This is a genomic window from Mesorhizobium sp. M7A.F.Ca.AU.002.02.1.1 (assembly GCF_003998535.1).
Classification (GTDB): Bacteria; Pseudomonadota; Alphaproteobacteria; order Rhizobiales; family Rhizobiaceae; genus Mesorhizobium; species Mesorhizobium ciceri.
This window is the reverse complement of sequence record NZ_RZPB01000139.1, coordinates 1-10,591: the sequence shown is the minus strand read 5'-3', so window position 1 is coordinate 10,591 and position 10,591 is coordinate 1. Positions and strand designations below refer to the sequence as shown.

Genomic DNA, 10,591 nt, shown 5'->3' with positions numbered 1-10,591 from the left:
GGCAAGCGCACGCTGGTGCGGGCGCTGCTCGAACCCCGGGATATGAAGGGCTGAGCCATGAACCAAGCTGCACCCGCCCCCAGGGAAAACCAGGGCGATCCGGTTGTCCGCATTGACGCCCGGCTAAAAGTTACCGGACAGGCCGGCTATCCCGCCGACATCGTCACGGCCAACGTCGCCTACGGTGCCCTTGCCACCAGCAGCATTGCCCGGGGCAAGGTTTCGGGACTTCACACGAAAGACGCCCGGGCCGTACCCGGTGTGCTGGACATCGTCACCTATGACGATATGGACAAGACCGACACGCCGAAATTCGGCAACACCGGCGCAAGTTCGATCGGGCCTTTGCACGACAAGACGGTTTTTCACGACGGTCAGATCATCGCTCTGGTGGTTGCCGAGACCTTCGAGGCGGCGGAGGAAGCCGCAATGTTGATCCGCGCCGACTATGAGGACGAACGGCCCGCCGCCAGCTTTGATTCCAAGGGCGTGAAGATGGAGCCGGCTGCCGGCAAAAACCCTATGTTCAAGGAGGATGCGAAGGCCGGTGATTTCGATGCCGCCTGGGCGGATGCGACGGTAAAGATCGACGAAAAATATTCGACACCGACCCAGCATCACAATCCGATCGAACTGTTTTCGACCACCGCAATATGGCAAGGCGACCAGTTGACCATACACGAGCCCAGCCAGAACGTTACCGGCTGGAAGGTGGAACTGGCACGCCAGCTGAAGCTCGATCCGGCCAATGTGCGGATCGTCAGTCCCTATATCGGCGGCGCCTTCGGCTCCAAGGGGCCGATGACGGCACGCACCGCTATCGTTGCCGTCGCGGCGCGACGCATTGGCCGCCCGGTTCGTTGCGTCGTCAATCGCATGCAAGCCTTCGGTACGCAGACCTATCGCGCCGAAACGCGGCATCGGATCCGCATGGGCGCCGGCAAGGACGGCCGCATCACGGCGTTCGGACATGAGGCCTGGGAGGTGACGTCACGCCCCGACCCTTATGTCGTCGGCGGCACGTCCGCCACCGCGCGCATGTACAATTACGGCGCCGTTCTGACGCATGTTTCGCTGGTTCATGCCGACCGCAACACGCCTGGCTACATGCGATCGCCGCCGGAGACGCCTTATGTCTACGCGCTGGAAAACGCCATGGACGAAATGGCCGTGGCCCTCGGCATGGATCCTGTCGAGTTTCGTCGCATCAATGAACCGGAGAAGGAGCCCATCGGAGGCAAGCCATTTTCCAGCCGCTCACTCATCAAGTGCTACGACCAGGCGTCGGAGGCCTTTGGCTGGTCGAAGCGCGATCCCAAGGTCGGCTCGATGCGCGACGGCGACTGGCTGGTCGGGATGGGCTGTGCGACGGCGATCTATCCGACTGCCGCCGCGCCCTGCGCGGCCCGGGTTCGTCTCACCGCCGACGGCGAGGTTCGGATCCAGTGCGGCTCGCATGAAATCGGCACCGGCGTTCGCACCATTGCCGGCCAGATGGCGGCCGAAAGACTGGGCATCGGCATGGACAAGATCAGCGTCGAGATGGGCGACAGTGCCTTGCCGCCGGCTCCCGTGTCGGGCGGATCGATCTCGACCGCCAGTGTCTGCTCGGCGGTCATGAAAGCCTGCGACGCGATACGCGAAAAGCTGTTCGCCGCCGCTGCGGGCAGGGGGGCTCCGCTGGCCGGTTCGGGCAATGCGAAGCTGGACTTGAAGGACGAAGAGGTCGTCACCGAGACCGGCAAATCCGCAAAGCTGGCTGATGTCTTCAAGGCTATGCAAGTCGGCGCCATCGAGGAATATGCCGAGTTTGCGCCGAAGGGTTCTTCGCCTGAAGCCCTCAGCAAACTCTATGCCGGACAGTCGGAATTTCATGGTGGAGAGAACGACGAAGATTCGGTCAAATATGCCTTTGGCGCCGAGTTCGTCGAAGTGCGCATCAACAGCTATACACGCGAAATCCGGGCCCCGCGCATCGTCGGGGCCTTCGCCGCCGGGCGCATCATGAACACGCGCACCGCGCGCAGCCAGCTGATGGGTGGCATGATCTGGGGTATCGGCCAGGCGTTGCACGAGGCGACGGAAATCGATCAGCGACACGCGCGCTACGTCAACCGCGACCTGCAGGACTATCTCGTACCGGTCAACGCCGACATCAAACAGGTCGACGTTATCCTGGTCCCCGAAATCGACCATCAGGTCAACCCTGCCGGCGTCAAGGGTTTGGGCGAACTCGGCAATGTCGGAACGGCTGCTGCCGTGGCGAGTGCCGTCTATCATGCCACCGGCAAGCGCATTCGCGATCTGCCGATCAGAATAGACGATTTGATAGGCTGACGATCAAGAGTTCTGGACGAAGCATGGAACTCGTAACCCATAAGAAATTCAAAAACGGAAAGTTGATGCCGTGGGGAAAAGGCACGGTCGTCTCCGGAGCAAAGGGATTTGTCTACCTTTGCGGAAATACGGCAACCGCCGAAAATTATGATCCGACCGGAAAGAGAGGAGGGGGATTCACTGGCGATGCGGCGGCACAGTGGCGTGCAATTCTGGCGAACATCAAATCAGATCTGGAAGAACTCGGCAGCGCGCTCGACTATCTCATCCGGCTGACCTTCTTCATCAAGGGGCCATTTCCCGATGGCGGCGTTCTGAGTTCACCCAATTTTCGTCTCGACGTACTGGACGAGTTCTTTGCCGAGCATTGCCCGAAGCACTGCAGCTATAACAACCCGCCGCCTTCGGAGGTGATCGGAGTTGCAGCGCTTGCGCAAGCCGACATCGTCGTTGAAATTGTCGCGGTGGCGGCGTTGCCTGACTGAAGAATTTCGCATGCAGCGCTGGCTTGATTGCCTTGGCTCTCGCGTGTCACTCCGGGGCTGTGGCGGGAGCCGTGTAACGGCGGCGCACGGCATCAAGCACCCGCTTGCGGCTCTCCTCCGCCGACAGGGTCTTGTCCTCTTCCGCCTCGGCGGTTTCGCGCGCCAGGTCCTTGTCCCTGATCTGATGTCGAAACCATTTGGAATAGTCGCCGGTGCGCAAATGAAACTCCCAGGTCTTGTCATCTATGCCCTCGGCGATCTGAGCGAAGATCATCAGATTGTGAGCCCTGAGATTCATCGCATTCTCAGGGCCATGGAAATAGAAGCTGCCGGCTTCGTCGAGCTGGCCTTCGGCATATTTCCGGCTGTGCCGCTTGAGTGACTGACGTGGTTCGACCACTTTGACCGTCTTGACTTTTTTGCCTGCCTGCGGCCGCCAGAACAGCACGCGCGCACCTTTCGGGCTGGGGATGACCTTCGGCGGCTCAATGCCGGTTTCACGGCAGAAGACCTTCACGACGTCCTTTGCCTTGGGGCCAAGCGCAATGATGGCTGTCACCAGGCGCAAGGCGTCTGTCGAGATCGCCTCGGGGTGAACGGTGATCAGGATTGTGCCAGGCAATTCCAATGACAGAACCGCCCGCGTATCGTCGCGCCGCTTGGGCAGAAGATGATGCGCTTCATCGATCACGAGCCAGTGCGGTCTCGCGGTGCGCCGGCGGAAACTGCTGAGGCCAGGCAGCAGGTCGGCAAAGAAATCCGGCCTCTCGTCGACCCGCAGGGCCAGTCCATTGACGACTATGTTGCTGTCGGCCTTGGCGATCAGATCGAGCACTTGCGCCTTTGTCGGCGCGCTTGAGCCGTCTCCCAGGCGAACGGCGCCTTCGAGGCCATCATAGTCGCCTTCGGGATCGAAGACACAAAACTGAAAGCCGCTTTCGACGAAGCGTTCGGTCAGCGCGGTGGCCAAGGTGGATTTACCGATACCGGAACTCCCGGCAATGAGGATCGTGTCGCTCGGCGACAGGTAGGTATCATCGCCGCCAGATGATCCAAGAACGATGCCGTCATGGCGCTTCGGCACTATCGCGTGATCACGCTTTATCAGCTTTGCGATCAGTTGCTCCACGCCTTTGCCTCGGGCGCCAGGCATGATCAGGTTGGCTGTATCCTTGACCGCCGGAATTGCATTGTCGACGGCGACGCTGCAGCCACAGGCTTGCAGGAACGCATGATCGTTCTCGGCGTCGCCGACGCCGACGACGTTGTGCGGCGAAAGTCGAAGGTCCTGAAGGGCCGCGGCGAGCCCGGTGGCTTTGTTGATGCCGCTCGGCAGGATCATCACCGCGCCCTTGTTGAAGATGATTTCCAGTTCGAGACCCATCTTCTTGATGACCTCAAGCACGGTCGCTTGATGCGGTTCCCAGGTCGCGACGATCGATCGTCCGACCGAAAGCGGCTTGACGCCCTGCCTCTTCAACCTGGCGACGAATTTGGGCTCGGGCGGCGGGGCGATCACCCGCTCTTCCTCGCTGGCCGGCGTGTAGATCATCGCGCCATTCTCAGCGACGACCTTGTCGAAGAGGCTAAGCTCGGGAAAGACGCCCTTGAGATCGGGCAGTTCACGCCCGGTGACGAGAACCAGCTTGCGGCCGCTTTTCTTGAACCGCTCAAGCGCAGTGAGCGTTTTCTTGGCGACGACCCCATCATGAGCCAGCGTGCCGTCATAGTCAGTCGCCAATGCAATGAAATACATTCCGCCAACCCTTCTCGGTTCCGATTGCTCTGCGGCTAGAACGTGTGATCGAGACAAAGGCTCCCCGCCGACCGGATCGAGGTCTTGGAGAAGGGGGAACGGTCCGCCCTCGGAAATCAGGAACTCCTTCGGTGCCGGCACGTTGACCAGAGAAGCCGGGAACCGTCCCGGTCTTTGTTGGCGGCGCAAACCCCGTCGCCGAAATCCACACCAAGCGCAATGAAAGGTAAGGCCATGGGCTTCTTTTCGAAGGACATAAAGACACTCGACGATCTCTTCGTGCACACGCTGCGCGACATCTATTACGCCGAAAAGCAGATCGAGAAAGCGCTGCCGAAGATGATCGACAAGGCAACCGACCCGCAATTGAAAGCCGGATTTGAAAAGCACCTCGATCAGACGAGAGGCCATGTCGAGCGCGTCGAACAGGTGTTTGAGTTGCATGGCGTCAAGGCCAAGGAGGTCAACTGTCCGGCAATCGACGGCATTCTCGAGGAGGCCGACGATGTGAGCGGTGACGTCGATGACAAGGAGGTTCTCGACGCGGCGCTGATTGCTTCGGCGCAGGCCGTCGAACACTACGAGATGACGCGCTACGGCACGCTCATCGCCTGGGCCAAGCAGCTTGGCCGCACCGACTGCGCCAATGTGCTGGCCAAGAATCTCAAGGAAGAACAGGCGACAGATCGCAAGCTCACCGAAATGGCGGAAAGCAAGATCAACCTGCAGGCAGCCGAATAAGGCTGCAATCCGGCCGGCTGGTAACTCGGCCGGCCGGATTGCCGGTAGGTTCCATCCCGTCAGCGAGACGGGTCGACGCCCAGTGCCGCTGATTGCTTGCGCAGCGCCTCACCGTCATCCTGCGGCACATGCCGAGCAGACCCTGCGGTTTCCGTGTAGATGCGATACGCTACACAAGCGAACGCCACCATGAAAAGCAGACGGCCCATCCATCCTACTCCTTCGTTGCGGACTTCGTTTCGGCCATCCTCAGTACCCTCCGACGACGGGCAAGATTTCGCCGGTGATGTAGCTCGAGCAATGCGGCGAAGCGAGGAACACATAGGCCGGCGCGAGCTCTTCCGGTTGCGCTGGTCGTTTCATTGGCGTGTCGGCGCCGAATTTCGAGACGTCGTCAGCTTCCTTGTCCGACGGATTGAGCGGCGTCCACACCGGACCCGGTGCTACCGCATTCACCCTTATGCCCTTGCCGATGAGATTGCCCGACAGGGCCCGCGTGAAAGCATGAATGCCGCCCTTGGTCATCGAATAGTCGACCAGCTGTTTTGAACCGTCGATACCGGTTACCGAACCGGTGTTGATGATCGCCGAACCGGGTTTCATGTGCGGCACCGCTTCCTGCGCCATATGAAAATAGCCGTAAAGATTGGTCTTCAACGTCGTGTCGAAATGTTCTTCGGTGAGCTCGCCGAAGTCGCTGGAATGGATCTGGAACGCAGCATTGTTGACCAGCACGTCGATGCGGCCGAATTTTTCAACGGTCTCCATGACCGCCTTGTGGCAGTGGCTGCGTTCGCTGACATCGGCCTTGACCAGGAGGCAGCGTCGTCCCTCCTTTTCCACCGCGGATTTGGTCTCTTCAGCGTCCTTGTCCTCGGCCAGATAGACGATCGCGACGTCGGCGCCCTCGCGGGCGAACAACACCGCCACCGAGCGGCCGATGCCCGAATCGCCGCCCGTGATGAGCGCTACCTTTTGGTTGAGTTTTTTCGATCCGAGATAGTAAGGCGCATCGTACAGCGGCGCCGGCTCTATGGCCCATTCATGTCCCGGTTTGGGCTGATGTTGCTCAGGGAAGGGGGGCTCGGGATATTCGCGGGCGCCAGCCTGCATGGCGCCTTGAAGCTTCCCATCGCCTTTCGATTTGTCCTTGGCATCGATGCCACGTTGGATATGGCGCTGCTTGGCCGCTTCACCGGCTATTTCCGACTTCATCTGCATGATCGTCTCCTTGGCTTGGAGAGAAAACAACGCATGTCGGCCAAAAAGGTTTTGCGCAAAAGATCGACTGCAGAGAGGATTCCGACCAGCGGTTGGCAATGCGTGGCGACGACATCGCCAACTGCAACAATTCAGCTGCAATGCAGCCGCACCAGCCACCGCCGCGATGGGATCGAGCATCTGGGGCTTGCCCGCTGCCTGCGCCGCCTTGGCGGCGAGCCAAACGTGATGATGTGGACTGGGAAGCTCTTGCGTCGCGTGCGCAAAGCAGCGCCATCCGGTCTGCTCCGGGCGGAGCGCCGGAATTCTATCTTGGCGAGAGGCCGTCGAGCAGGAAGTCGAGGCCTCTTCGGAAGGCGCCATCCCAATCGTTGTCCAACAGCAGACGAGAGCGTTCGATTGTCGGGTAGTGTTCGCTGAGATGTGTAAGACGCTGCTGTGCGGCTGCCCTGTCTTCTTCCGAGAGATCGAAGCTTGCCCGGGTGAGGGTGGCGCCCATCACATAGTTCCAGAGCGACCATATCGCGGCGTTCAGATCCGCGTCCGCAACACCGGCTCTGGACAAGGTCTTGCTCAGCATTTCCAGGCGACCGAGAATGTTCCGACCGAGCGCCCGGCGCGGCAACAGCGATGCCGACCAAGGATGGCGCAACATTCTGGCGCGCCAGTCTTCGAGCATATGAACGACGTCTCCGCGCCAGTCCGGAGACTCACCTGTTTCAGGCGATCCGCGATGTTCGAGCACCGAATCGACTGCTAGATCAAAGACATCCTCCTTGTTGTCGACGTGCCAATATAGACTCATCACACCCGAGCCGAGGCGATCGGCCAGCCGACGCATTGTCAATCCGTCTATGCCCTGGGCGTCCAGCAGTTCCACCGCGGTCGCCACGATACGCTCTCGAGACAGCGGCGGCTCGGTGCTCGCTTGCTGCACGGGCTGGAGCGACACGCTTATCCGTTGATCCCCTTTGCTCCGGGCGCCGCTGCGTTTGGCTACCATCCGTCGTCCTCGCTTTTTCAGAACATCGATTTTGACCGGCAACGCGACAAATGTCGATCTTGAGCGATTGACTCGTACGACGTACCATACGATGACTCGTACATCGCACGATTCACGTAGCGATTAGGTTAAAGTTCAATCTGCAGGCGCCAGGGTAGGTTGCTCGCAGGCTGCGGAGCCAAGCGAAAAACCATGTCACGCGCAATCAAGCATCTGCTTATCGGAGGGCTAATCATCATGACCATTGCAGTCCCCACTGCGTCGCCGGCGAACGAGTTCAAGCTGACTATTGTCAATCCACAGGCACTCTACGACCCGTCGCCGAATGGCTACAGCACCGCCGTAATCGCACCGCTCGGAGCTCGGATCGCCTACATCTCCGGGCAGGGCGGCCAAGACAGCACAGGAACCTTGTCACCGGATTTCGCCGTCCAGGTGAAGCAGGCCTACGCAAATTTGCATGCTGCGCTTGAGGGCATCGGCGCCAAGCCGGATCAGGTGGCGAAGCTCACGGTCTTCGTGGTCGACCACGACATGTCCAAGCTCGAGGTGTTGACCAGGAACGTCAAGGACATGTTCGGCGAGGCGCTGCCGGCGCAGACTCTGGTTCCCGTTCCCAAGCTTGCAATCGATCCCATGCTTTTCGAGGTGGAGGCCACCGTTATTCTGGAATAGTCGCTCCGATTGACCCGATCGTTCGAACAAAGAGTCGAGCGCGCTGCCGACGGCTGCGCGCTCACAATATCGAGCGGATGTTTCCAAGCCTCACGTGTTTCCAGGCTGAAGCCTCCAAGGGAACTGGAAAGTGAAGTCGGGGACCGCCGCATCCATGCCGCTCGCCGTATCCAAAAGTCGCATAAGATAGATTATGGAACTAACGCATGGGCCAAGAACTGTAAATTGCCGCTGATTCTCATAGGCTTGAGCCGATTGTGGCGTATTGCCTTGAGCGGATCGCCAACGCTAGGCTGTTGAAATGAAGATGGCAAACAGCGAGATCGAAGCGGCAATCGAAGTGTTCGTGCATGGCTTCAGCGCTGATAGGAGCCGCACCTTTCCTTACGAGGCCAGCCGCGTTGGACCATTGTGGCTGATGCGCGATGCCGAACGCAAGAATCCTCGCGATTACCGCGGCGAAGAATGGGTCGTCCATGACGTCGCCGCTCAAGAGACCGATGCCGTCGTGCGGCAGCATGCGCGGCCGGGCTTTGCCATTTCCGTTGTGATCGCGAACGACGATCCGGACGGGCCGACACGAACCGCCTACAAAGCTCTCGGCTACCGGCTGCTGCGGACCGAAGGCTTTTTCGTCCACCGATTGCACCGGATTCCGAACCCGCCATCGGTTGCTTCGGTCGAACGCGTGCAGACGGCCGAACGGGCGGCACAGTTGGGAAAGATCATCCGCAGGCAGCCGATCCCAGACGATTTGCTCGGCGACACCGCGCCGTTCCGCCAGTATGTGGCAATCGACGGCGCCGACATCGTTGGGCGCGTTCGCAGCCTGGATGCCGTGGGAGCCACCTGGTGTTCGAGCATGTATGTCGAGCCGTCGCACCGGCGTCGCGGCATTGGTCAGGCTTTGATATCGAAAATGTTGCACGACGATCGCGCGCGCGGGTCAAGGTACTCGGTGCTGGCAGCAACCCATGCCGGGGCGCTGCTTTATCCCCGGATGGGCTACGAGCGGATCGGAACGCTGCTGATATTTGCACCAAGGAGCCGAAAGCCCTCATGAAGCTCTATTCGCATCGTGCTGATTCATAAGGGATTTCTATAACCATGCCGTCATAGGCGGGTTCGACATTGGCTGGTGTCTCGGCCATCACCGAGACGTAGTCGAGCGGCACGTGCATATGTGTCAGCACCGCATGTATCGGCGCCAGCCGCTGGATCCATTCAAGCGCTTCGCCAAGTGACAGATGACTTGGATGCGTCCGGTACTGCAGCGCGTCGATGATCAGCACGTCGAGGTCGCCCAGCCGTTCGGCGGTGGGTTCCGGAAAGTCGCTGATGTCGGGGCAATAGGCGAGACCGCCAATGCGGAAACCGAGCGATACGATGTCGCCGTGGATCTGCGGCAGCGGCTCGAGGGTGAGGGTACCCCCCTCTCCTTCGACGACCACCGGCCTGGTGTGGTCGATGAGATGCGGCCTGACGATCGGCGGATAGGAACTGCCTTGCGGCGTCTCGAAACAGTATCCGAACGCTTCCCGCAGCCGAAGCATCGTCGCCCTGTCGGCATGGACGTCGATGAGCTGGCGCTGATCGAGGACGAAACCGCGCAGATCGTCGATGCCATGGATATGGTCGGCATGCGGGTGGGTATAGACGACCGCATCGACACGTTTGACGCCGGCCAGCAGCATCTGCTGCCGAAAATCCGGCCCCGTGTCGATGACGACAGTCGTTCGGCTGCCGTTCGCCGCAATCCGCTCGACGAGCGCGGCGGCACGGGTGCGCCGGTTCCTGGGGTTGTCGGGGTCGCAATTGCCCCAATCGCCGGTGATGCGCGGCGTACCTGGGGACGAGCCGCAGCCGAGAATGGTGAGGCGCAGCCGGTCAGTCATCGTTCAGGCACTTTGCTCTGCAGGCCGCGGCATCTTGCCGAACAGCCGGAAGAAATTATCTGTGGTCAGATCGGCGATTTCAGCTTCGCTTACCCCGATCGTTTCGGCCAGCACTTTGGCGGTATGGGCGACATAGGCGGGCTCGTTGCGTTTGCCGCGAAACGGCACGGGCGCCAGATAGGGCGCATCGGTTTCGACCAGCAATCGGGCATGCGGGACATCGGCGGCAATGGCACGCAACTCAGCTGAATTCTTGAAGGTCAGGATGCCCGAGAACGACACGTAGCCACCGAGAGCGACGCCCACCTCGGCAAGCCGGCGCCCGGAAGAAAAGCAATGCAGGATGAAGGGGAAGGCGCCCTTCCCTGTTTCGTCCTCGAGAATATCAGCCATGTCGGCATCGGCATCGCGCGAATGGATGACCAGCGGCAGCCCCGTTTCACGGGCGGCGGCGATGTGGTTGCGAAAGCCTTGCGCC

General features: G+C 60.4%; 11 protein-coding genes. 5 read left to right on the top strand and 6 right to left on the bottom strand.

Translation table 11 applies throughout. The features are described 5' to 3' along the window. The first annotated feature begins 57 nt into the window (after positions 1-57). Both EN879_RS11510 and EN879_RS11505 read left to right on the top strand, forming a co-directional pair. Positions 58-2,337, top strand: a complete 2,280-nt coding sequence (locus EN879_RS11510) for a xanthine dehydrogenase family protein molybdopterin-binding subunit (protein WP_063168018.1) — start codon at positions 58-60, stop codon at positions 2,335-2,337. A 23-nt stretch (positions 2,338-2,360) separates the two neighbouring features. Next, positions 2,361-2,822, top strand: a complete 462-nt coding sequence (locus tag EN879_RS11505; protein WP_063168017.1) for a RidA family protein — start codon at positions 2,361-2,363, stop codon at positions 2,820-2,822. Positions 2,823-2,868: 46 nt separating this feature from the next. Here the strand turns inward: EN879_RS11505 and EN879_RS11500 are convergent, their stop codons facing one another. Then, a complete protein-coding gene (locus EN879_RS11500; protein WP_063168016.1) occupies positions 2,869-4,578 on the bottom strand; it encodes an HAD family hydrolase in 1,710 nt (569 codons plus the stop codon). A 234-nt stretch (positions 4,579-4,812) separates the two neighbouring features. Here EN879_RS11500 and EN879_RS11495 point away from each other — a divergent pair, with 234 nt between their 5' ends. Next, positions 4,813-5,319: a ferritin-like domain-containing protein gene (locus EN879_RS11495; protein ID WP_013531567.1), complete on the top strand. Its 507-nt coding sequence runs from the start codon at positions 4,813-4,815 to the stop codon at positions 5,317-5,319. A gap of 59 nt (positions 5,320-5,378) precedes the next feature. On the opposite strand, the gene EN879_RS11490 is transcribed toward EN879_RS11495, so the two are convergent. The 3 genes from EN879_RS11490 to EN879_RS11480 form a co-directional block, all read right to left on the bottom strand. Next, on the bottom strand, positions 5,379-5,528 hold the full coding sequence (locus EN879_RS11490) for a hypothetical protein (protein ID WP_013531568.1): 150 nt from the start codon (positions 5,526-5,528) through the stop codon (positions 5,379-5,381). A 40-nt stretch (positions 5,529-5,568) separates the two neighbouring features. Beyond that, positions 5,569-6,540 carry an SDR family oxidoreductase gene (locus EN879_RS11485; RefSeq protein WP_024505521.1) on the bottom strand — a complete coding sequence of 324 codons (972 nt, stop codon included), beginning with the start codon at positions 6,538-6,540 and terminating at the stop codon, positions 5,569-5,571. 307 nt (positions 6,541-6,847) lie between these two features. Next, entirely contained in the window at positions 6,848-7,543 is a 696-nt protein-coding gene (locus EN879_RS11480; RefSeq protein WP_013531570.1) for a TetR/AcrR family transcriptional regulator C-terminal domain-containing protein, read from the bottom strand. 192 nt (positions 7,544-7,735) lie between these two features. Here EN879_RS11480 and EN879_RS11475 point away from each other — a divergent pair, with 192 nt between their 5' ends. Both EN879_RS11475 and EN879_RS11470 read left to right on the top strand, forming a co-directional pair. Beyond that, a complete protein-coding gene (locus EN879_RS11475; protein ID WP_027161647.1) occupies positions 7,736-8,218 on the top strand; it encodes a RidA family protein in 483 nt (160 codons plus the stop codon). Positions 8,219-8,519: 301 nt separating this feature from the next. Next, positions 8,520-9,281: a GNAT family N-acetyltransferase gene (locus tag EN879_RS11470; protein WP_013531572.1), complete on the top strand. Its 762-nt coding sequence runs from the start codon at positions 8,520-8,522 to the stop codon at positions 9,279-9,281. A gap of 4 nt (positions 9,282-9,285) precedes the next feature. Here the strand turns inward: EN879_RS11470 and EN879_RS11465 are convergent, their stop codons facing one another. Together EN879_RS11465 and EN879_RS11460 are read right to left on the bottom strand one after the other, a co-directional pair. Next, positions 9,286-10,113: an MBL fold metallo-hydrolase gene (locus EN879_RS11465; RefSeq protein ID WP_013531573.1), complete on the bottom strand. Its 828-nt coding sequence runs from the start codon at positions 10,111-10,113 to the stop codon at positions 9,286-9,288. Positions 10,114-10,116: 3 nt separating this feature from the next. Then, positions 10,117-10,591 (bottom strand): TatD family hydrolase (locus EN879_RS11460; protein ID WP_164774378.1); only part of this gene is annotated, 475 nt, incomplete at its 5' end.

What these genes read in the sequence shown, in the direction of transcription:
- EN879_RS11505 (WP_063168017.1), top strand. Translation starts at nt 2,361, where the DNA reads ATGGAACTCGTAACCCATAAGAAATTCAAAAACGGAAAGTTGATGCCG.
- EN879_RS11480 (WP_013531570.1), bottom strand. Translation starts at nt 7,543, where the DNA reads ATGGTAGCCAAACGCAGCGGCGCCCGGAGCAAAGGGGATCAACGGATA.
- EN879_RS11490 (WP_013531568.1), bottom strand. Translation starts at nt 5,528, where the DNA reads ATGGGCCGTCTGCTTTTCATGGTGGCGTTCGCTTGTGTAGCGTATCGC.
- EN879_RS11485 (WP_024505521.1), bottom strand. Translation starts at nt 6,540, where the DNA reads ATGCAGATGAAGTCGGAAATAGCCGGTGAAGCGGCCAAGCAGCGCCAT.
- EN879_RS11475 (WP_027161647.1), top strand. Translation starts at nt 7,736, where the DNA reads ATGTCACGCGCAATCAAGCATCTGCTTATCGGAGGGCTAATCATCATG.
- EN879_RS11495 (WP_013531567.1), top strand. Translation starts at nt 4,813, where the DNA reads ATGGGCTTCTTTTCGAAGGACATAAAGACACTCGACGATCTCTTCGTG.
- EN879_RS11510 (WP_063168018.1), top strand. Translation starts at nt 58, where the DNA reads ATGAACCAAGCTGCACCCGCCCCCAGGGAAAACCAGGGCGATCCGGTT.
- EN879_RS11470 (WP_013531572.1), top strand. Translation starts at nt 8,520, where the DNA reads ATGAAGATGGCAAACAGCGAGATCGAAGCGGCAATCGAAGTGTTCGTG.
- EN879_RS11465 (WP_013531573.1), bottom strand. Translation starts at nt 10,113, where the DNA reads ATGACTGACCGGCTGCGCCTCACCATTCTCGGCTGCGGCTCGTCCCCA.
- EN879_RS11500 (WP_063168016.1), bottom strand. Translation starts at nt 4,578, where the DNA reads ATGTATTTCATTGCATTGGCGACTGACTATGACGGCACGCTGGCTCAT.